General features: G+C 70.2%; 14 protein-coding genes. 9 read left to right on the forward strand and 5 right to left on the reverse strand.

Translation table 11 applies throughout. The features are described from left to right. Positions 1-83: 83 nt before the first annotated feature. Together aceB and aceA are read right to left on the reverse strand one after the other, a co-directional pair. On the reverse strand, positions 84-1,721 hold the full coding sequence (gene aceB, locus AC2D10_RS15765; RefSeq protein ID WP_484709015.1) for a malate synthase A: 1,638 nt from the start codon (positions 1,719-1,721) through the stop codon (positions 84-86). A 50-nt stretch (positions 1,722-1,771) separates the two neighbouring features. Then, positions 1,772-3,109, reverse strand: coding sequence for an isocitrate lyase (aceA, locus tag AC2D10_RS15770; RefSeq protein WP_484709016.1), 1,338 nt, complete (start codon positions 3,107-3,109; stop codon positions 1,772-1,774). Positions 3,110-3,242: 133 nt separating this feature from the next. On the opposite strand from aceA, the gene AC2D10_RS15775 reads away from it, so the two are divergent. Beyond that, on the forward strand, positions 3,243-4,694 hold the full coding sequence (locus tag AC2D10_RS15775; protein WP_484709017.1) for a helix-turn-helix domain-containing protein: 1,452 nt from the start codon (positions 3,243-3,245) through the stop codon (positions 4,692-4,694). A 179-nt stretch (positions 4,695-4,873) separates the two neighbouring features. On the opposite strand, the gene AC2D10_RS15780 is transcribed toward AC2D10_RS15775, so the two are convergent. After that, a complete protein-coding gene (locus tag AC2D10_RS15780) occupies positions 4,874-6,373 on the reverse strand; it encodes a PucR family transcriptional regulator (RefSeq protein ID WP_484709019.1) in 1,500 nt (499 codons plus the stop codon). A gap of 129 nt (positions 6,374-6,502) precedes the next feature. Between AC2D10_RS15780 and gabT the strand changes: the two genes are divergently transcribed. The 8 genes from gabT (at position 6,503) to poxB (ending at position 17,622) form a co-directional block, all read left to right on the forward strand. Continuing rightward, positions 6,503-7,867 (forward strand): 4-aminobutyrate--2-oxoglutarate transaminase, encoded by a 1,365-nt coding sequence (gene gabT / locus AC2D10_RS15785; protein ID WP_484709021.1) that lies wholly within the window; start codon positions 6,503-6,505, stop codon positions 7,865-7,867. Between the two features lie 85 nt (positions 7,868-7,952). Next, positions 7,953-9,338 (forward strand): flavin monoamine oxidase family protein, encoded by a 1,386-nt coding sequence (locus AC2D10_RS15790; protein ID WP_484709022.1) that lies wholly within the window; start codon positions 7,953-7,955, stop codon positions 9,336-9,338. Continuing rightward, positions 9,335-10,219, forward strand: coding sequence for a universal stress protein (locus AC2D10_RS15795; protein WP_484709024.1), 885 nt, complete (start codon positions 9,335-9,337; stop codon positions 10,217-10,219). The genes AC2D10_RS15790 and AC2D10_RS15795 overlap by 4 nt, the downstream gene beginning before the upstream one ends. Then, entirely contained in the window at positions 10,219-11,763 is a 1,545-nt protein-coding gene (locus AC2D10_RS15800; RefSeq protein WP_484709025.1) for an APC family permease, read from the forward strand. Before AC2D10_RS15795 ends, AC2D10_RS15800 begins: the two co-directional genes overlap by 1 nt. A 26-nt stretch (positions 11,764-11,789) precedes the next feature. Further along, a complete protein-coding gene (locus AC2D10_RS15805) occupies positions 11,790-13,265 on the forward strand; it encodes an NAD-dependent succinate-semialdehyde dehydrogenase (protein ID WP_484709026.1) in 1,476 nt (491 codons plus the stop codon). 34 nt (positions 13,266-13,299) lie between these two features. Continuing rightward, positions 13,300-14,664, forward strand: a complete 1,365-nt coding sequence (locus AC2D10_RS15810) for an NAD-dependent succinate-semialdehyde dehydrogenase (protein WP_484709029.1) — start codon at positions 13,300-13,302, stop codon at positions 14,662-14,664. Positions 14,665-14,871: 207 nt separating this feature from the next. Then, positions 14,872-15,759, forward strand: coding sequence for an endonuclease domain-containing protein (locus AC2D10_RS15815; RefSeq protein WP_484709030.1), 888 nt, complete (start codon positions 14,872-14,874; stop codon positions 15,757-15,759). 141 nt (positions 15,760-15,900) lie between these two features. Beyond that, complete coding sequence (gene poxB, locus AC2D10_RS15820) at positions 15,901-17,622, forward strand: ubiquinone-dependent pyruvate dehydrogenase (RefSeq protein WP_484709032.1); 1,722 nt, start codon at positions 15,901-15,903, stop codon at positions 17,620-17,622. A 12-nt stretch (positions 17,623-17,634) separates the two neighbouring features. Here the strand turns inward: poxB and AC2D10_RS15825 are convergent, their stop codons facing one another. Both AC2D10_RS15825 and AC2D10_RS15830 read right to left on the reverse strand, forming a co-directional pair. Continuing rightward, entirely contained in the window at positions 17,635-20,433 is a 2,799-nt protein-coding gene (locus AC2D10_RS15825) for a tetratricopeptide repeat protein (RefSeq protein ID WP_484709034.1), read from the reverse strand. Between the two features lie 46 nt (positions 20,434-20,479). Further along, entirely contained in the window at positions 20,480-22,324 is a 1,845-nt protein-coding gene (locus AC2D10_RS15830; protein ID WP_484709035.1) for an HSP90 family protein, read from the reverse strand. Positions 22,325-22,351: the final 27 nt, after the last annotated feature.

Here is a 22,351-nt window from a genome sequence, read left to right on the forward strand (position 1 = left end):
TCTCCACAGGGAACGCGTGGCGAACGGCAGAACCCCCGGCCACCTCCGCGCAGCGGGTGACCGGGGGTTCTCTCGGGGGAGGATCAGTCGGCGTCGACGAGATGCTTCGCGTAGGCGCCGAGCGTCAGGAACGCCGGGAACTCCTCGTGCAGCGACACCTCGCGGAAGATGTCGGCCGCGTCGTCGAAACGGTCGTCGGCGCTCCGCGTCGCCGAGGCCAGCACCTCGCCGATCAGTCCCTCGACGTACTCGGCGGTGATCGCCGTGCCCTCTTGCGTGTGCCGATCCTGATGGATCCACTGCCACACCTGCGAGCGACTGATCTCGGCTGTCGCGGCATCCTCCATCAGATTGTCGATCGCGACCGCTCCCAGGCCCCGCAGCCAGGCCTCGAGGTAGCGGATGGCCACCGACACGTTGTCGCGCACGCCCTGCGCCGTGATCGGACGACCGATGTGCAGGTCGAGCAGATCCGACGCGCGCACGTGCACGTCGTCACGCTGTCGGTCGATCTGGTTCGGCCGGTCGCCCAGCACCGCGTCGAACTCGGCCTGCGCCGTGGCGATGAGGTCGGGGTGCGCGACCCAGGTGCCGTCGAAACCGTCGCCCGCCTCGCGCTTCTTGTCGGCGGTGACCTTCTCGATCGCCCGCGCCGTCACCTCGGGGTCGCGCCGGTTGGGGATGAACGCGCTCATGCCACCGATCGCGAAGGCCCCCCGCTTGTGGCAGGTCTGCACCAGCAGATCGGTGTACGCCCGCATGAACGGCACCGTCATGGTGACCTCGCTGCGGTCGGGGAGAACGAAGCGTGCACCGCGGCCGCGGTAGTTCTTGATGATCGAGAAGATGTAGTCCCAGCGTCCGGCGTTGAGTCCGGCGCAGTGGTCGCGCAGCTCGTACAGGATCTCGTCCATCTCGAACGCTGCGGGAAGCGTCTCGATCAGGACGGTCGCGCGGATCGTGCCGTGCGGGATGCCGATGTACTCCTCGCTGAACGAGAACACGTCGTCCCAGAGCTTGGCCTCGTCGCTGGACTCGATCTTGGCGATGTAGAAGTACGGACCGCGACCGGCGTCGATCAGCGCCTGCGCGTTGTGCAGGAAGTACAGCCCGAAGTCGACGAGCGAGCCGGATGCCGCGGTGCGCCGCCCTGCGCGATCGATGAACTCGATGTGCTTCTCGGGCAGGTGCCATCCGCGCGGGCGCATCACGATCGTGGGGGTGCGTTCGGCGGTGACGCGGTACTCCCGACCCTCGGCGTTGGTGTGGACGAGGGTGCCGCGGATCGCGTCGCGCAGGGACAGCTGCCCCTCGATCACGTTCTTCCAGGTGGGGCTCGTGGCATCCTCCTGGTCGGCGAGCCACACGCGCGCACCGGAGTTGAGCGCGTTGATGGTCATCTTCGGGTCGGTCGGGCCGGTGATCTCGACGCGGCGGTCCTCGAGTCCCGGGCCGGCGCCGGCCACGCGCCAGTCGGCGTCGTTGCGGATGTGGGCGGTGTCGTCACGGAAGCGAGGGTCGTGTCCGTTGCCGATCTCGAAACGGCGGCGCATGCGGTCGGCCAGGCGGTCGTGACGGCGAGCCGCGAAACGGTGATGCAGCTCGGTGAGGAAGGCCACGGCATCCGGCGTGAGGATCTCGTCGTAGCGGTCGCGCGCGGCGCCGGTGATCTCGATCGCCGGCCCCCGGTGTGTGGTCTGGATCGGAGCGGTGATGGTCATGATGCATCCTTTGCAAGTCGTGTGCGTGTGCGTGTCGGGCGCCGCGGGGGTCAGTGGAACTGCGCGCGCTCGGTGGAGCCGGCCAGGGCCAGGGTCGCGCTGTCGGGGTTGAGCGCGGTGGAGATGACGTCGAAGTAGCCGGTGCCCGCCTCGCGCTGGTGCTTCGTGGCGGTGTAGCCGTTCGCCTCGTCGGCGAACTCGGCTTCCTGCAGCTCGACGTAGGCGCTCATGGCGCGTTCGGCGTAGCCGCGGGCGAGGTCGAACATGGAGTGGTTCAGGGCGTGGAACCCGGCCAGCGTGATGAACTGGAACTTGTAGCCCAGGTCGGCCAGCTCCTGCTGGAACGTCGCGATCTCGGCATCCGACAGGTGGCGCTTCCAGTTGAAGCTGGGCGAGCAGTTGTACGCGAGCAGCTTGCCGGGGAACTCCGCGTGGATCGCCGCGGCGAAGTCCCGGGCCAGCGCGATGTCGGGCTCGCCGGTCTCGACCCACAGCAGGTCGGCGTACGGGGCGAAGGCGAGGCCGCGGCTGATCACCGAGTCGATCCCCGGGCGGATGCGGTAGAAGCCCTCCGTGGTGCGCTCGCCGGTGGTGAACGCCTGGTCGCGCTCGTCGACGTCGCTGGTGAGCAGGTCGGCGGCGAGGGCATCTGTGCGCGCGATGATCACCGTCGGCACGCCGGCGACGTCCGCGGCGAGACGGGCGGCGTTCAGCGTGCGGATGTGCTGCTGCGTGGGCACCAGCACCTTGCCGCCCAGGTGGCCGCACTTCTTCTCGCTGGCCAGTTGGTCCTCCCAGTGGATCGCAGCGGCACCGGCCTGGATCAGCGACTGCGCGAGCTCGTAGGCGTTCAGCGGCCCGCCGAAACCGGCCTCGGCGTCGGCGACGATCGGCGCGAGCCAGTCCTGAGTGATCTCGCCCTCGCCGGCCAGCGCTTCCGCGTGCTCGAGCTGGTCCTGACGGATCAGGGCGTTGTTGATGCGGCGCACGACGGCCGGAACCGAGTTCGCGGGGTACAGCGACTGGTCGGGGTAGGTCTGACCGGCGAGGTTTCCGTCGGCGGCGACCTGCCAGCCCGAGAGGTAGATGGCCTTGAGGCCGGCCCGCACCTGCTGCACGGCCTGGCCGCCGGTGTAGGCGCCGAGCGCTCGCACGTAGTCCTCGGTGTGCAGGAGGTTCCAGAGGTTCTCGGCGCCGCGGTGTGCGAGCGTCGACTCCTCGCGGACCGACCCGCGGATGCGGATGACGTCGTCAGCGGTGAAGGTGCGCTCGACGCCGTCCCAGCGCGGGTCGGTGTCCCAGATCTCCTGCAGCTCGGCCGCGGTCTGCACCTGGTCGCCGGCGCGCAGTCCGGCGGGACGGGGCTGGGGGTGAGCGGTGTGCGTCATGGTGTCTCCTCGATCGATCCGGCGTCTGTGCCGGTGTGGCGTGGTTCCACTGTGGGTGAAGTTCGGGAGGTCTCACGATCGATCCGGCGGAGAAGTTCTCCTGAAATTCTGTTTTCGTGACAGAATCGGCCGCATGAGCACCATCGAGGCTGCAGAAGACGCCGACTCCCTCACGATCGGGCGACGCATCCGCCAGCTCCGCACCGCGCAGGGGTTGACGCTCGACGAACTCGCCACCGCCGTCGATCGCGCGCCGAGCCAGCTCTCGATGATCGAGACCGGCAAGCGCGAGCCGAAGCTCACCCTGCTGCAGGCGATCGCGCGCACGCTCGGCGTGACGATTGACGCGCTCTTACAGGGCGAGCCGCTCGACGAGCGCAGTGCGGTCGAGATCGCGCTCGAACGCGCGATGAAGGGGCAGACGTTCCAGGCGCTGGGGATCGAGCCGTTCCGCATCGCGAAGAGCGTGCCCACCGATGCCCTGAAGGCGCTACTCGCCCTCCACGGCGAGATCGACCGGCTCAGGGACGAGCGCGCCGCGACCCCGGAGGAGGCACGTCGCGCCAACGTCGAGCTGCGGCATCTGATGCGCCGGCAGGACAACCACTTCCCGGATCTCGAGGCGAAGGCCGCCGAAATCCTCGCGGCGGTCGGGCACCCGGGCGGGCCCCTCACGCAGCGCACGGCGTCGGAGATCGCCGCGTACCTCGGCTTCACCCTGCACTATGCCCCGGATCTGCCGCAGAGCACCCGCAGCGTCGCCGACCTCGCGCACGGACGGCTCTACCTCTCGAGCCGCGTGCCGGCGAAGGGCGATGCCCGAACCGCGGTGCTGCAGGCGCTGTCGAGCCGGATGCTGGGGCACGCCGAGCCGCGCAGCTACGCCGAGTTCCTGCGCCAGCGCGTCGAGACGAACTACCTCACCGGCGCGCTGCTGATCCCCGAGGCGCATGTCGTCCCCGCGCTGATCGCTGCGAAGGGGCGGCGCTCGATCTCGATCGAGGATCTGCGCGACACGTACTCGGTGTCGTACGAGACGGCGGCGCACCGCTTTACCAATCTCGCGACGCGGCACCTCGACATCCCGGTGCACTTCCTCAAGGTGCACGAGTCGGGCACCATCACGAAGGCCTACGAGAATGACGACGTGAACTTCCCCGCCGATCGGCTCGGGGCCATCGAGGGGCAGATGTGCTGCCGCAAGTGGACCAGCCGCGTCGTGTTCGACGAGGACGACCGGTTCAACCCGTACTACCAGTACACCGACACGGGCAACGGCACGTACTGGTGCACCGCCCGCGTCGAGGCGTCGAGCGAAGGGCTGCACTCGGTGAGCGTCGGGGTGCGGTTCGACGACACGAAGTGGTTCGTCGGGCGCGACACCTCTCATCGTGGTGTCTCGAAGCACTCGGTCGAGGTGTGCTGCCGCCGGGCGCCGGCCGACCTCGAGGAGCGCTGGCGCGAGCACTCCTGGCCGAACGTGAAGACGCCCCGCACGCTGCTGGCGACGCTGCCGACCGGTGCGTTCCCCGGCGTCGACACCACCGACGTGTACGAGTTCCTCGAGGCGCACGCGCCGGCGTGAGCCCCGGCATCCCGCATCCGGCCCCGGCATCCGCATCCATCCTTCTCCCGGCGCCGAGTGCACCGGATGCCGCCGAGTGCACGGGGAACTCGCGTCCACAAGCCGTGCACTGGGCAGGATGCCGTGCACTCGGCGGCAAAGGAACGCGGGCGCGCGAGGGGACGGGAGCGGGCGCGGCGTCAGTCGCGGGCGGTCTGCAGCAGGGCCCAGAGCTCGGCGCGGGCGGGGAACGACGACAGGTCGATCCCGAGCAGGCTCCCGGCCGTGGCGATGCGCGCGCGGAGAGTGTGCCGGTGCACGCCCAGCACGGCGGCAGCGGGCTCGGCTCGGGCGTCATGCTCGAGCCAGACCCGCAGCGACCGCTCGAGATCGGCGGCGGTGCCGGCATCGTGCGCGCGCAGCGGGGCCAGGCGCGACTCGGCGACCAGGCGCGCCTCGTCGGTCGCCAGGGCGCTGAGGATGCTGGAGCCCACCGTGTCGGCGTAGCGTTCGGCGCGGACGGCGGCATTCTGTCGCAGAGCCGCGAGCGCCTGAGCGTGAGCGCGCGAGAACGCGTCGTACTCCTCCGGCTCCGACACCCCCAGGCGGATGCCGAATCGCGCCGCGACGTCGTCGAGCAACGACTCGTCCGACGCGGACACGCAGATCGCGACCCCGTCCTCTGACTCCGCGAGGAAGGAGGCGGTTCCGTGGTCGGTCCGTCGGCGCTCCCACCATTCCGTGAGCGCTCCGGCCGGAGCATCCGCCGCGACCGCCACGACGACCGGCGCCGGGGGGAGCCCGCCGAGCACCCGCCGTGCGAGCGTCGGGTCATCGGCGAGCAGTGAGCCCAGCAGCTGAGCGTGCAGGCGTCGGCGACTGCGGCCCAGCTGCTCGCTCTGCTCCATCGCGAGCCCCGACATCGCGATCACCGAGGTCACGACCGAACGCGCCTCCTGATCGAGGGAGTCGGTGGCCAGCGCGATCACCCCGCGCAGGTGACCGCCGCGGCCGATCGTGAAGAGCATGAAGGTGGCGTCGTCGATCGTGAGCGACTGCCCCGCCTCGAGTCCGCGCGCCAGGATCTCCGTCACGCGGTCGCCGAGATGATCACGCACGGACGCATCGATCGCATCGCGCGGGTGTGCCGCCAGCTGCGATCCGGCGGCGTCGAACATCGCCGCCCACACTCCGAGTCGGCGCGCGAGCTCGGCGAGCGTCGCGTCGAGTCCGTGCGGGCGCAGCGCGGCGAGGGCGAGTGCCCGCTGCGTGTCGAGCGCCCACGACCGGCGCGCGTACGCCTGCGCCGCGATGGCTTCGGAGTGCGCACGGGCCACGGCGATGAACGGTGTGCGATATGGCACCGCGAACAGCGGCAGGCCGCGGGCCGCGCACGCCGCCAGCACCTCGTCGGGGATGCCGGCGCGGTAGACGTCCGTGCCGAAGCCGAGGCCGACCACGCCGCGGTCGATCAGCCGGCCGACGTAGGTGTCGGCGGCATCCGGATCATCGAACTGCGTGCCGGTGGTCAGCAGCACGAGATCCTCGGCGAGGAAGGGGGTGGGATCGGCGAGGTCGGAGCTGTGCACCCAGCGCAACGGGCGGTCGAGCGCGCCTTCTGCCAGCGCGTCGGCGGGGGAGACCAGGCGCAGGCCCAGGTCGCGCCGCGCGAGCAGCGCGCGCAGTGTGGGCTGATCCATCGTGCTCCTTCCGTACCGCCGCCCCGGGGCCACCGCCACGCGCGCGATGTACGCAGCGGCAGAAGTGTGATCCAGATTGTACAGGCCGGCGAATGCGCCTGACGGATCCGCGCCCGTACGCTCACGACCATGGCACTCCTCGACACCGCAACCGCAGCAGTTCCCCTCGGCGGACCCGAGCTCCCCCAGGAGCGACGCCTCGTCACCGAGCTCCCGGGCCCGCGCTCGGCCGAGATCCTCGCGCGCAAGGCGGATGCCGTCGCCGCCGGTGTCGGGCACACCGTTCCGGTCGCGACCGTGGCCGCCGGTGGCGGAGTGGTCGTCGACGCCGACGGCAACTCGCTGATCGACCTCGGCTCCGGCATCGCCGTGACCACGGTGGGCAACGCGCACCCGAAGATCGCCGCCGCCGTCGCCGCGCAGGCCGCGCAGTTCACCCACACCTGCTTCATGATCTCGCCGTACGAGTCGTACATCGAGGTGGCCGAGGCGCTCAACCGCATCACGCCCGGCGACTTCGCCAAGAAGAGCGCGCTGTTCAACTCCGGCGCCGAGGCCGTCGAGAACGCGGTCAAGATCGCCCGCAAGCACACCGGCCGTCAGGCGGTCGTCGCGTTCGACCACGGCTACCACGGCCGCACGAACCTGACCATGGCGCTTACCGCCAAGTCGATGCCCTACAAGAGCGGCTTCGGTCCCTTCGCGCCCGAGGTCTACCGCGCGCCGATGTCGTACCCGTTCCGCGACGGACTCGACGGCAACGAGGCTGCCGCCCGGGTCATCCTGCAGCTCGAGAAGCAGATCGGCGCCGACAACCTCGCCGCCGTCATCATCGAGCCCATCCAGGGCGAGGGCGGGTTCATCGTCCCGGCCGACGGCTTCCTGCCCGCGATCCTCGAGTGGTGCCGCGCCAACGGCGTGGTCTTCATCGCCGACGAGGTGCAGACCGGATTCGCCCGCACCGGGCACATGTTCGCCAGCGAGATCTTCGGCATCGAGCCCGACCTGATCACCACGGCCAAGGGCATCGCCGGCGGACTTCCGCTGGCCGCGGTCACCGGCCGTGCCGAGATCATGGACGCCTCGCACGCCGGAGGCCTCGGCGGCACCTACGGCGGCAACCCGATCGCCTGCGCCGCAGCCCTCGCCGCGATCGACGTCTTCGAGAACGACGGCGTGATCGAGCGTGCCCGTGAGATCGGTGCGATCCTCACCCAGCGCCTGTCCGCCATCCAGGCGGACGACGCCCGCGTGGGCGACATCCGCGGACACGGCGCGATGATCGCGGCCGAGTTCGTCGACCCCGAGACGAAGGCGCCGGATGCCGCGCTCACCGCTGCGGTCGCGAAAGCGTGCATCGCCCAGGGCGTCATCGTGCTCACCTGCGGAACCTACGGCAACGTCATCCGCTTCCTCCCGCCGCTCGCGATCGGCGACGAGCTGCTGAACGAAGGCCTCGACGTCGTCGCGGCCGCGCTCGCCGCCACGAAGTAGTCGCACCCCCACACGTCCGGTCGCGACCCTGATCGGGGGATTGCGGGTCGCGACCGGCACATTCTTTTCAACGAAGGAGAAGCACATGGCTGAGATCACCCGGGACGTGCTCATCGTCGGCGCCGGCGCCGCAGGACTCACAGCGGCGAACGACCTGCGCAAGGCCGGCCTCTCGGTCGCCGTCCTCGAGGCGCGCGACCGCGTCGGCGGGCGTCTGTGGACCGACGTCATCGAGGGCGCCATGCTCGAGATCGGCGGCCAGTGGGTCTCGCCCGATCAGGATGCCCTGATCGACACGATCGACGAGCTGGGCCTCGAGACCTTCAGCCGGTACCGCGAGGGCGAGAGCGTCTACGTCGGACCCGACGGCACCGCCTCGCGCTTCACGGGAGAGATGTTCCCGGTGTCGGCTGCGACCGAGCAGACGATCGCCGAGATCACCGAGCGCCTCGACGCGATGGTCGCCGAGATCGACCCCGATCGCCCGTGGGCCCACCCGAAGGCCGAGGAGTGGGACACGGTCACGTGGGATGCCTGGCTGCGGGCGCAGACCGACGACGACGAGGCCGTGCTCAACCTCGCCTTCGCCACCGGTTCGGCGATGCTCACGAAGCCCACGCACTCCTTCTCACTCCTGCAGTCACTGCTGATGGCGGCATCCGCCGGCTCGTACTCGCACCTGGTCGACGCCGACTTCATCCTCGACAAGCGCGTGGTCGGCGGTCTGCAGCAGGTTCCGCAGCTGCTCGCCGAGCGTCTCGATGACGATGTGCTGCTGAACCAGCCGGTGCGCTCGCTCGAGTGGGGCGCGAACGGCGTCACCGCGACCACCGACGATCTCACCGTCAGCGCCCGCTTCGCGATCCTCGCGCACGCGCCGGTGCTGTACGACCGCATCTCGTTCGTGCCGCCGCTGCCGCGCCGACAGCACCAGCTGCACCAGCACCTCTCGATGGGCTTCGTGGTCAAGGTGCACGCCGTCTACGAGCGTCCGTTCTGGCGTGAGCAGGGGCAGAGCGGCACGGCGTTCAGCCCGTACGAGATCGTGCACGAGGCCTACGACAACAGCAACCACGGCGAGGAGCGGGGCACCCTGGTGGGCTTCGTCTCGGACAAGAACGCCGACGGCGTGTTCGAGCTCTCGGCCGAGGAGCGCAAGGAGCGCATCCTCGAGTCGCTCGCGCACTACTACGGCCCCGAGGCGAAGAACCCGGTCGTCTACTACGAGAGCGACTGGGGCAGCGAGGAGTGGACCCGTGGCGCGTACGCGGCGAGCTTCGACATGGGCGGCCTGCACCGCTACGGCGCTGACCTGCGCACAGCCGTCGGCCCGATCCACTTCGCCTGCAGCGACATCGCGGGTGCCGGATACCAGCACGTCGACGGCGCGATCCGCATGGGTCACCTGGTCGCCTCGCAGATCGTGGAGTCGAGTCGCACCGCCGGCGAGACCGTGGAGAGCCGGGGATGACCGGCTCGATCGTCGTCGGCTACACGGCGACGGACTCGGGAGCCGATGCGGCCGCACTCGGGGCGCGCCTCGCGCGCAGCCTCGACGCCGTGGTGCACCTGGTCATCGTGCTCCCTTCGGAGGGCACGCGCAGCGCCGCGGTACCGCCCGAGCGCGCCTACGAGGAGCACATCCGCCGCCAGGGCAGGAAGTGGCTCGAAGCCGCACTCGTGCGGATGCCGCAGGAGCTCACCCGCAGCGGGCACGTGCGCTTCGCCGAGTCGTTCGCCGAGGGGCTGATCGCTGCCGGCGAGGAGTTCGGTGCCCGACTGATCGTCGTCGGCGCGGCCGGCGGAGGTATCTTCGGACGCCACCGGCTCGGCAGCGTCGCGTCGGAGCTGCTGCACTCCTCGACGATCCCGGTCGCACTCGCGCCCCTGGGCACGGCCGAGCAGGACGACCACGTCATCCCACGGGTCACGGTCGCCGTGGGCACCCGCCCCGGTGCCGAGAACCTGCTCGACGAAGCCGCGTCGGTCGCGGCATCGGCCGGTGTCGGACTGCGGCTCGTCTCGCTCGTGCCCTTCGACGTGCCACCCGGTCTCGACACCGGCGCGATCCGCACGGTCGGGCAGGAGCACGCGAACGATGTGCTGGCGGTCGCGCAGCAGCTGCTTCCGGGCGACCTCGGCGCCGCGGTCGAGGAGGCCCCGGGCGACAGCGTCGAGGACGCCGTCTCGCACCTCTCCTGGCTCCCCGGCGAGGTCATCCTCGTCGGATCCAGCAGGCTCGCGCAGCCGCGCCGCCTGTTCCTGGGCTCCACGGCGGCCAAGATGCTGCACGAGCTGCCCGTCCCCATGATCGTCGTCCCGCGCACCCGCGCCGAAGCAGGAGACCGCTGATGAGCAGCACCAACCGGGCGACGGAGCCCGCAGCAGTGACCACGGGTCTCTCGCAGAAGGGGCTGCGCGCGGGAGCCGTGGGTGTGGTCGGTGCCGTCGTGATCGGCGTCTCGACGATCGCCCCGGCGTACACGCTCACCGCCTCGCTGGGCCCGACCGTGGCCGTCGCGGGCACCCAGGTCCCCGCCATCATCCTCGTCGGGTTCATCCCGATGCTGCTGACCGCGTTCGGCTACCGCGAGCTGAATCGCGAGATGCCCGACTCGGGCACCTCCTTCACGTGGGGCGTGCGCGCCTTCGGCCCGTGGATCGGATGGATGACGGGATGGGGGCTCATCGCCGCCACCGTCATCGTGCTCTCCAACCTCGCCGGCATCGCGGTCGAGTTCCTGTTCCTGCTGATCGCACAGCTCAGCGGCAACGCCGCGATCGCGGATCTGGCGTTCAACCCGATCATCAACGTGGTCGTCTGTCTGCTGTTCATGCTGGGCGCGACCCTGGTGTCGTACCGCGACATGCAGACCACGCAGAAGTTCCAGTACGTGCTGGTCAGCTTCCAGCTCGTGGTCCTCGTCGCGTTCGCCATCGTCGCCATCGTCAAGGCGGTCTCCGGCGATGCGCCCGAGCCCACCGCGTTCTCGTGGTCGTGGTTCAACCCGTTCGAGGTGCCGACCTTCAGCGCCTTCGCGGCCGGACTCTCGCTGTCGATCTTCATCTTCTGGGGCTGGGACGTCGTCCTCACCATGAACGAGGAGACCAAGGATCCGACCAAGACACCGGGCCGTGCGGCGATGGTCACCGTCGTCGTCGTGGTCAGCCTCTACCTGCTGCTGTCGATCGGACTCATCATGTTCGCCGGCGTCGGCACCGGATCGCTCGGGCTCGCGAACGAGGACATCTCCGCCAACGTGTTCTTCGCGCTGTCGGATCCGGTTCTCGGGCCGCTCGCGTTCCTGGTGTCGCTCGCGGTGCTCTCCAGCTCCGCCGCGTCGCTGCAGTCCACGGCCGTCGGACCCGCGCGCACACTGCTGGCGATGGGGCACTACGGCGCCCTCCCGCCCAAGTTCGCCGAGGTCAGCCCCCGGTTCTTCACCCCCGGCTTCGCGACCGTGATCTCGGCGATCGTCGCCTCGGTGTTCTACGCCGTCATGCGGCTCGTGAGCGAGAACGTGCTGACCGACACCATCCTGTCGCTGGGCATGATGATCTGCTTCTACTACGGCCTCACCGCCTTCGCGTGCGTCTGGTACTTCCGCAAGCAGTGGTTCGACTCGGCGCGCAGCTTCTTCTTCACGTTCCTGTTCCCGCTGGTCGGCGGCCTGATCCTCGCCGTGCTGTTCGTCACGACGCTGATCGACTCGATGGACCCCGCGTACGGCAGCGGATCGAACATCGGCGGAGTCGGACTCGTCTTCGTCCTCGGTGTCGGCATCATCGTCGTCGGCATCGCCATCATGATCTGGCAGTCGGTGCGACGCCCGGCGTTCTTCCGCGGCGAGACCCTCGCCATGGATGCCCCGCCGAGCATCCGCCGCCGCCGCTGACCTTCCCTCCCACAGAAAGAGAATCCATGAGCACTCAGATCGCCCCCGCCGAGCAGGCGCTTCTCGACAGCATCCCCACCGGACTCTTCATCGGCGGGGAATGGACCGATGCCGAGACCGGCGGCACCTTCGACGTGCAGGACCCCGCGACGGGCGCCGTGATCCGCACGATCGCCGACGCCACCCCCGCCGACGGCATGCGCGCGCTCGATGCCGCCGTCGCTGCGCAGGACTCCTGGGCGGCCACTGCCCCGCGCACCCGCAGCGACATCCTGCGCCGCGCCTTCGACCTGGTGCAGGAGCGCAAGGAGGACCTCGCGCTGCTGATGACGCTCGAGATGGGCAAGCCCGTCGCCGAGGCCCGCGGAGAGGTCGGCTACGGCGGCGAGTTCCTGCGCTGGTTCAGCGAGGAGGCCGTGCGCATCAACGGTCGCTACGGGCTCAACCCCGAAGGCACGGGCCACATGGTCGTGTCGCAGCGCCCCGTCGGTCCGTCGTTCTTCGTCACGCCGTGGAACTTCCCGTTCGCGATGGCCACGCGCAAGATCGCGCCCGCGCTCGCCGCCGGCTGCACGGTCGTGATCAAGCCCCCGGCTCTGACGCCGCTCACCACGATGTTCTTCGTCACGCTGCTCGAGCAGGCCGGACTCCCCGCCGGTGTCGTCAACGTCGTGCAGACGTCGAAGTCGAGTGCGCTGTCGGCCCCGATCATCGCCGATCCGCGTCTGCGCAAGCTGTCGTTCACCGGATCGACCGAGGTCGGCCGCAAGCTCATCGCCCAGGCCGCCGAGGGCGTGCTGCGGGTGTCGATGGAGCTCGGCGGCAACGCCCCGTTCGTGGTGTTCGACGACGCTGACCTCGACAAGGCCGTGGACGGCGCGCTCGCGGCGAAGTTCCGCAACATCGGGCAGGCCTGCACCGCGGCGAACCGCTTCATCGTGCACAAGGACGTCGCGGGCGAGTTCGCCCGTCGCGTGACCGAGCGCGTGAACGAGATGAAGATCGGCCGGGGCACCGAGGAGGGCGTCGCGATCGGACCGCTCATCGACGCGGATGCCGTGGCGAAGGCCGAGGAGCTCGTCGGCGACGCCGTCGAGCGGGGCGCGACGCTGCTCACCGGCGGCGAGGCCGTCGAGGGCACCGGATCGTTCTACCAGCCCACCGTGCTGACCGACGTCGTCGCAGGCTCCGCGATCCTCCGCGAGGAGATCTTCGGACCGGTGCTCGCCATCGCCACGTTCGAGTCCGAAGACGAAGCCGTGCGCCTGGCCAACGACACCGAGTACGGACTCGTCTCGTACGTCTTCACCGAGAGCCTGCAGCGCGGGCAGCGCATGATCGACGCGCTCGAGACCGGCATGATGGGACTCAATGTGGGCGTCGTCTCGAACGCCGCGGCTCCGTTCGGCGGCGTCAAGCAGTCCGGCGTCGGCCGCGAGGGCGGCTTCGAGGGCATCCACGAGTACCTGTCCACCAAGTACACGCTGATCCCGGTCTCCTGACCGCGGCATCGCCACCGACCCGAGAGGACACGTCATGACCGACTACGCCGTCACCAACCCCGCCACCGGAGAGACGCTGCAGTCCTTCGACACCTTCACCGACGCGCAGATCGAGGAGGCCGTCGAGGCCGCCGCCCACGCGCACCGCGACTGGTCGCGCTCGTCGACCGTGGCCGAGCGCGCCGCCCTCGTGCGTCGCGCGGCGGAGCTGCACCGCGAACACCGCGAGGCGCTCGCCGACATCTTCGTGCGCGAGATGGGCAAGCCGCGCGAGGCGGCGCTCGGAGAGGTCGACTTCGCCGCCGACATCGCCGAGTACTACGCCGACCAGGCTGAGTCGATCATGGCCGACCAGCCGATCGACATCCTCGGCGACGGCTCGGCGATCATCCGCCGCTCGTCGCTGGGGCCGCTCGTGGGCATCATGCCGTGGAACTTCCCGGCGTACCAGATCGTGCGCTTCGCGGCGCCGAACCTGATCGTCGGCAACACGATCCTGCTGAAGCCGGCGCCGCAGTGCCCGGAGTCGTCGACCGCGATCGCCGCGATCTACGACGAGGCCGGATTCCCGCCCGGGGCGTATCAGAACGTGCTGGCGACGAACGATCAGATCGCGAAGATGATCGCCGACCCGCGGGTGCAGGGTGTCTCGCTCACCGGTTCGGAGCGCGCCGGTGCCGCGGTGGCCGAAGTCGCCGGACGCCACCTGAAGAAGGTCGCGCTGGAGCTCGGCGGATCCGACCCGTTCATCGTGCTGTCGACCGACGATCTCGACGCGACCGTGAAGGCCGGCGTCGACGCGCGTCTGGACAACAACGGTCAGGCGTGCAACGGCGCCAAGCGCTTCATCATCGTCGACGAGCTGTACGACGCCTTCGTCGAGAAGTTCGTTGCCGAGATGGCGGCGGTCGAGGCGAGCGACCCCACGCTCGACGACACGGTGCTCGGGCCGGTCTCGTCCGAGGCCGCGGCCGAGAACCTGCAGAAGCAGATCGACCAGGCCGTCGAGCAGGGCGCCACGCTGCTGACCGGTGGCACGCGCGACGGGGCGTTCTTCGCTCCCACGGTGCTCGCCGACGTCACGCCCGCGATGAACGTCTACCACGAGGAGCTCTTCGGCCCGGCGGCCGTCGTCTACCGCGCAGCCGACGAGGATGCCGCGGTGGCGCTGGCGAACGACACGACCTTCGGCCTCGGCTCGTACGTCTTCACGACCGACGCCGAGCAGGCCGAGCGCGTGGCCGACCGGATCGAGGCGGGCATGGTCTACGTCAACCTGGTGCTCGCCGACAGCCCGGAGCTGCCGTTCGGCGGCATCAAGCGCAGCGGTACCGCCCGCGAGCTCGGACACCTGGCGGCTGACGAGTTCGTGAACAAGAAGCTCATCCGCATCGGCTGATCTGCACGGGCCCGTCGCGCTGAGAAGTCACGGGCCCGTCGCGCTGAGAAGTCACTGAACGCCGCTTCCCGAGGCTGGGGGGCGGCGTTCTCTGACCCCTCACTCCCCGCGCCGAGCGCCCTCCACGGACGGCGCGGGGCGGAGGACTGTGCACAGGGCGTGAGGCTGGGGCGCGGGTGGTGAGGGTGATGCGAGCAGGATCAGCGGATGCATCCATCACCACTTCCACGGGGAACGCCGGTCGGCTTCACCGTCGCCGCCGCACGTGCGCAGGGGGTCACCCCGCGACGTCTGCGAGCCAAGGATCTCAGCAGCCCGTTCCACGGAACGCGAGCGCGCAGGCGGCTCATCGAGGCGGAGGTCGTGTCCGTGCTCCTGGCGGCGCTTCCGCCGCACGCTTTCGTGTGCGGCACGACGGCGGCTCGCCTGTGGGGGCTGCCGCTCTCTGCGGCGGATGAGGAGGATGCCTGGGCGCGACCGCGGATCGGCGTGCCTGCCGAGGAGACACGCATCCGTCGTGCAGGTGTGCTCGGGCATCGCCTCGTACTGCAGGGCGGCGATGTGGTCCACCGCCGGGGGATCCCGATGCTGTCTCCCGCGCGGACGTGGGTCGACGTCTCGCGCGAACTGCGCCTTCCGCGCTTCCTGGCCCTGACCGATGCGCTGATCAGTGTGCGGCGTCCGCTCGTCTCGATCGAGGAACTCGCGGACCACCATCAACGATTCGCCGGAGGACGCGGGACGACGATCCGACAGCGCGCGCTCGAACTGGCAGACGGTCGTGCGGAGTCTCCCCGGGAATCCATGGTGCGCCTCATCCTGATCGAGGCGGGGCTGCCGCATCCGAGGTGCAATGTCGAGATCCGCGACGGTCGCCGGCTCGTGGCGCGCGTCGACATGCTCTACACCGAGGCGCGGCTGATCATCGAGTACGACGGAGATCACCACCGGGATCCGCATCAATGGAGCCGTGATCAGATCCGACGCTCCGAGCTCGAAGCACTGGGGTATCGCATGGTCGTCGTGACGCGGCGGGATTTCGACGACCCCGCGGCGCTCGTGCGCCGTGTCAGACGGATGCTCGCCGCGTCATGACGGGCCAGGCGTCATGACGAGCCGAGGGGTCAGAGACTGTCGCGTGCGGACCTCCGCGGGCGGCGCTCTCTGACCCCTCAGCGCCGCAGAGCGCCGCAGAAGTCCGAGACCCCGCACCCGCGCCGGGCGTAGGGTCGAAGCATGGCCAATGTCGCTGAGAACATCGTCAAGACTCTGAAAGCCAACGGGATCGACCACGTCTACGGTCTGCCCGGAGATTCGCTGAACGGATTCACGGATGCCATCCGCAAGGACGGCAGCATCCGCTGGGTGCACGTCAGACACGAGGAGTCCGCGGCCTTCGCGGCGGCGGCGGATGCGGCGACCACGGGTGACCTCGCAGTCGTCGCCGGCTCCTGCGGCCCGGGCAACCTGCACCTGATCAACGGACTCTACGACGCGAATCGCTCCCGCGTGCCGGTGCTCGCGATCGCGGCCCACATCCCCACGACCGAGATCGGCACGGGCTACTTCCAGGAGACGCACCCGCAGGAGCTGTTCCGCGAGTGCAGCGTCTACGTCGAGTACGTCGCCGATCCGCGCCAGATGCCGCGGCTGCTCGAGATCGCGATGCGCACGGCGATCGAGAAGCGCGGGGTCGCCGTGCTCGTGATCCCCGGTGACGTGGCGCTGTCGGACATCGCCGACAACCGCGCCGTGGTCATCGAGCGGACCCGCCCCGTGGTCGCCCCCAGCGGACCTGAGCTCGAGAAGGCGGCCACGCTGCTCAACGCCGCGAAGAAGGTCACGATCCTCGCGGGAGCCGGGGTCGAGAACGCGCACGACGAGGTCATCGCGCTGGCGGACCGCCTGGGCGCCCCGATCGTGCATGCCCTGCGCGGCAAGGAGTTCATCGAGCACGACAACCCGTTCGACGTCGGGATGACGGGGCTGCTCGGCTTCGCCTCGGGGTACCGGGCGATGGAGTCGGCGGATGCGCTGTTGGTGCTTGGCAGCGACTTCCCGTACGAACAGTTCTACCCGGAGGACGCCACCACGATCCAGGTCGACATCCGCGGCGAGCAGCTCGGCAAACGGCATCCGCTCGATCTCGGACTCGTGGGCGACGTCGCCGCGACCGTCGACGCTCTGCTGCCGCGCCTCGCCGAGAAGGACCGCGGGCACCTCGATGATGCCCTCGCGCACTATCGCAAGACCCGCGCGAAGCTCGACGACCTCGCCGTGCCGACGAAGGCCGGACGCCCGATCCATCCGCAGTATCTCGCGCGACTGCTGAACGAGCAGGCGGCGGATGACGCGATCTTCACCGCCGACGTCGGGTCCCCCACCGTCTGGGCGGCCCGCTATCTGCGCATGACCGAGAACCGTCGCCTCATCGGCTCGTTCACCCACGGGTCGATGGCGAACGCACTCATGCACGGGATCGGCGCGCAGGTCGCGCACCCCGGGCGGCAGGTCGTCGCCCTCGCCGGTGACGGCGGGCTCGCCATGATGCTGGGGGAGCTGCTCACGCTCACGCAGAACGAACTGCCGGTGAAGACGATCGTGGTGAACAACTCCTCGCTGAACTTCGTGGAGCTCGAGATGAAGGCGGCGGGCTTCGTCACCTACGGCACCGGGCTCGACAACCCGAGCTTCGCGGCGATCGCCGAGGCGATGGGCATCTTCGCACGCCGCGTCGAGAACAGCGAGGATCTGCCGGATGCCGTGCGCGAGGTACTCGCGCATGACGGCCCCGCCCTGCTCGACGTCGTCACCGAACGCCAGGAGCTGTCGATGCCCCCGGCGATCACGGCTGAGCAGGTGGGCGGGTTCGCGCTGTACGCGATCCGCACGGTCATGTCGGGGCGCGGCGACGAGCTGCTCGACCTGGCCCGCGCGAACTGGCGTCAGCTGTTCTGAGCCCCCGCGGCTTCAGCTCTCGATGAGGGCCCGCACCTCCGCGGCCTCGCCATGGCGTCCGAGCGCCTCGAGCGTGTCACCGAGTTCGAGCGCGGCCACCTGCCGCAGCGGGGCGTGCTCTGCGCCATGATCGAGTGCGCTCCGGTAGATCGCGACTGCGTCGGCGGCTCGCTCGTTGCCCGCGAGCAGCCGGGCGGCGAACAGCTCCGATCCGCCGGCGGCACCGCTGTCGCCGATCTGGGCGAAGCCGTCGGCGGCGGTCAGGGCGGCCGCGACCGCATCGTCGACGCGTCCGAGCTGGGCGAGTGCGCGTCCGCGTGAGTCGGTCACGTCGGCGAGCAGCCAGTGCGCCTCATGCTCCTGCGCGAGAGAGGTGACCTCGTCGAACAGGGTGAAGGCGCGCTCGTCTCCGCGTCCGCCGTAGACCTGCCCGAGATTGTGCAGCACCTCGGCGCGCGCGCCGACGGCATCCGGGGCCCGGCGCACGATCTCGGCGGCGGACTCCAGCAGGGTCAGCGCATCGTCGTGCTCCTCGAACTGCGCGAGGATCTTCGCCTGCTCACCCATCGACAGTGACTGCTCGGCGTGCTCCTCCGCCTCGCCGTAGAGCTCGGCCGCGTACCCGAACGCGCCATACGCCTGGCTGAACTCGCCGGCGGCGCTCAGCGCCCGTGCGAGCATCGACGCCGTCATGGCGCGTGATGCCGCCGGTACCTCGGCCTTCTCCTCCTGCTCGAGCACCTCGCCGAACAACTCGGCCGCCTCCTCGGCGTCGCCGACCGCGAGCATCGCGCGCGCCAGACGGAAGTTCGCCCCCGCGAGGTCGCCGCCCTCCTGCGCGATCAGCCGCGCGGTGACGCGGTATCGGGTGACCGCCTTCTCGAGGTCTCCGGCATCCTCCCAGAGTGCGCCGGCGAGCAGATGCGCCGAGGCGAGCGCTGTCGTCGCACCGAGTCCGGCGAGCAGCCGGCACGTCTCGTCGGCATCCTCCGCGCCCTCGCGAAAGGCGTTCGTGCCCCCGCGCACTCTTGCGCGCGTGTGCAGCGCCTGAGCGCGGTGGCCGGTGCTCAGGTCATCCTGCGCCAGGAAGCGGTCGAGGATCACGATGGTGGCCTCGATGTCGTTCTTCTGCAGCAGTGCCGTGATCGCGATCAGTGTGGTGGTGTTCGTCAGACGGACGTCGCCGGCTTCGACGAAGGCGCGAGCCGCCTCTTCCACGCGGTCGAGGGCGGCGTCGGGCTCGTCGTCCTGCAGGTGCATGACGGCACGGCTGAGAGCGAGGTCCCCGCGCGACCAGGCAGGCAGGGCGGATGCGGCGGCGAGAGCCTCTTCGAGGTCGGCGGTCGATTCCGGGGTGTGCAGCCCGAACGTGGCGAGCCCGAGGCGTTCCTCGAGGTCGGCCTGCTCATGCCTGCCCGTCGCGCGCAGAGCGGCCAGACGGTCGGGCAGGAGCGCTGCCGCCTCGTCGGCACGGTCGAGCGCCATGAGCACGCCCAGGTGCATCGACAGCAGCTGCGCACGTTGGGCGGGATCGTCGACGCCGAGTGCGCGCGGCAGCGCCTCGAGGGTCTCCTTCTCCGCGCCGTACTGCGCGAGCTCCATCACCCGCTCGTACCATCCGGCGGCATCCGTGGGGCTGGTGGCGGCGGCGGTCGTGACGAACGCGTCCGAGCGGATCGGCACGTCGTAGTGCTCGTCGGCGAGAGCGCGCAGGCGCTGCAGGCTCTGCGCGTGACCGTCGGTGCCGTCTCGACCGTCGAACTCCGCGCCGATGCGCTCGGCCGTCGCCCACGCGGCGCCCGCGAGGTCATCGGCGCTCCACACCCCCTCGTGCGTGCCGAAGAACGGCTCGAGCGCCGGCGACTCCGCCCCGCGCACGGGAGTGTCGCCGTAACCTGCCGCCGTGACACGGTCGAGGGCGAAAGCGAACGCCGCCAGCGCCGCGAAGTGTGCGTCGACGTTGAGTCCGTCGTGTGCCAGCCAGCCGATGTGCCGCTCGACGAGCGTGAGCGCACGGGCCTCGTTGCCGGTGACCGCGGTGAAGACGATGTTGTTCGCGACGATCCCCAGGTTGTCGGGGTTGTCCTTCGCGAGGCGGTAGCTGCGCAGATGCGCGGTCTTGGCGTCGTCGCCGCGGCCGGCGCGCAGGTACGGCACCAGCACGCGCGAGAGGGCGTGCTCCGGCTCCTCACCGCACGAGAATCCGCCCTCGATCATCTCCTCCACCAGCCGGATCGCGTCGTCATCGCGCCCGGTCTGGGCGAAGAACCCCGCGAACTGGCTGCGCCCGCAGGCGTCGCAGTGGCTGTGCTCGTCGCGGGGCGTCGCCTCGAGCTGCACGCGCAGGGCTTCGGCGTCGTCCGTGCGACCGGCGTCCCACGCATCCTCGAACCGGGCCGTGAGCACGCCGCTCATGCCGAGGCCGGCGGCGCGGTAGTGCGCCTCCATGTCGTCGAGCACCGCAGCGATCTGCTCCTGCGAGAACGCGGGAGAGGAGCGCAGTGACGACGCCATCCACTTGAACTGCCACATCAGGTCGGCGCCGCCGTTGTCGAGATCGGCGGGGAAGCGCTGCGGATCCGCGTCATGGTGCGCGAGGCACCAGGCGAAGGAGTTCAGCATCACGTCGGTCGCTCCGTTCATGTTCGCCGACGCCGTTTGCCGCATCCGCGCCTCGTACTCGAGCTGTTCGTCGCCGATCTCGATCGCCAGCGCCACCGCCTCGGCCACGAGCGCGTGCTCGGCCGGGCCCCAGGGCGTCCGGTCGATCTCTTCGATCAGCTGCTGGAAGCGCTTCTTCGGACGTGCCATGGGGTGGTCCCTTCGAGGATGGATGCGGCGTCGGGTGCGAGGAGCGCTAGAGCGCCTCGTCGAAGGGGAGGGTGTCCTCTTCGAGCCCGGCCGAGAGTGAGACGAGGTCGCTGAGTGCCGAGGTCATGAGCCGCCGGTCGGCATCGGAGAGCGGATGGTGCCCGGACAGCAGCGCCTGGATGTACAGCAGCTGCACCGTGCGGGCGAACACGGCGTCGTCGCCCACCCGCACGAGCGCGCGCACCACGCGGTTCGACCAGTTCAGGCACAGTCGGGCGCTGAGGTCGTCGTCGCGCCCCGCCGACCGGGTCTGGTCGATGCGGTTGAGCACGCCGCCCCACAGTGCTCCGGTGACGCCCTTCGTGCGCGTGCGGTCGAGGGCGCGCAGCACCTCGGGGTCGGCGACGTAGAGCGCGGTGAGATCGGGGCGATCGATGGAGCGCACCACCACCGCGCAGTCGGATGCCGCGAGCACGGCCCCCGCGCGGGCTTCGAGCGCCACGGCCGCATCGCGATCGTCGAGCGGGGGCGGGTCCAGGCGGTCGAGCTCGCCGGTCACGTCGACCTTCTCGATCGTCACGTGCGGGTAGAGCTCGGGCAGCATCCGCACCAGGTCGGCGTCGTAGAGATAGCCGCCGTTGACGAGCACCTCGGAGCCGGGGGAGATGCCGGCCACCTGGCGGAACTCGTCGACCGAGGCGGCGTAACGCACGTGCGCGTAGCGTTCGACGAGATCGCCGACGCGCATCGTGCCGTGCGTGGTCTCGACCGTCAGCCACCGCGTGATGAACTGCGCGAGCTCGGGGTCGTGGCGCACGAGCGACTTGAGGCCCACCTCGTGAACGGCGACGAACTGCGCCAGGCGGTGCGGCTCGCGCAGCCCCAGCTCGAGGACCCAGCGGCGGATGCCGGCGCCGAGCTGTTCGCGCACGTGCTCGAGCGCCGCATCCTCGACCAGTGATTCGCGGCTGGCCGTGGGAGCGAGGCCGGTCGAGTCGACGACGGCGCGCACGAAGAACGCCCACTCCGGCAGTACGTCGTCGACGCGCTCGGCCAGCAGCATGCGCCCGAGGTACATGCGCGTGGCCTGGCGGGCCCCGGGCGGCGGGGCGAAGGGCAGCACATAGGCGAGGCCGCGGGTGCCGGTGGCTGCCTCGCTCAGCTCGATCACGTCGAGCGGGCCCGCGCCCAGCAGGTCGCGCCCGTACTGCAGTGCGTCGTCGACGTGGTCGACGGCGTCGAGGAACGGGGGCTCGCGGGTGATGTCGACATCACCGCCGGGGGAGTCGATCGTGACGCGCACCGGCAGGAACTCGCCGAACGTCGTGGCCAGCTCGTGCACGGCGGCGGGGCGCAGCAGCTCGTCGGCGTCGAAGCGGGGGATCAGGTGCACGCTGGTGCCGATCGGGAGCTCCTCCTCGATCTCGGCGACCCGGAAGGTGCCGTCAGCGCTGCCCGTCCACTCGACCGATGCCCCGCCCCGGGCGCTGCGCGAGCGGATCACGATCGTGTCGGCCACCATGAAGCAGCTCAGCAGTCCGATGCCGAACTGGCCCAGATAGTCGCTGCGGGGCAGGTCGAAGATGTCGCGCTTGGAGCTGCGGCCCACGGTCGCCAGCAGATCGGCGACCTCGGCGGCGGTGAGGCCCACGCCGTCGTCGCGCAGCACGAACTCGCCGCTCTCGGCGGTGAGCGGTGTGATGCGGATGCGACCGCCGCCTCCGTCGACCTCGCGGCGCGCGGTGATCGCGTCACGCGCGTTCTGGAGGAGCTCGCGCAGGTACACCCGCGGGCTCGAGTAGATGTGCCGGCTGAGCAGATCGACGACTCCGCGCAGATCCACTTGGAACTGCTGCACTTCAGCGCTCACCGGCGCTCCCTCCTCCTGCATTCCGCTCGCCGAGCCTAACAACAACGC

Source organism: Microbacterium sp. PI-SA-G (genome assembly GCF_057215335.1).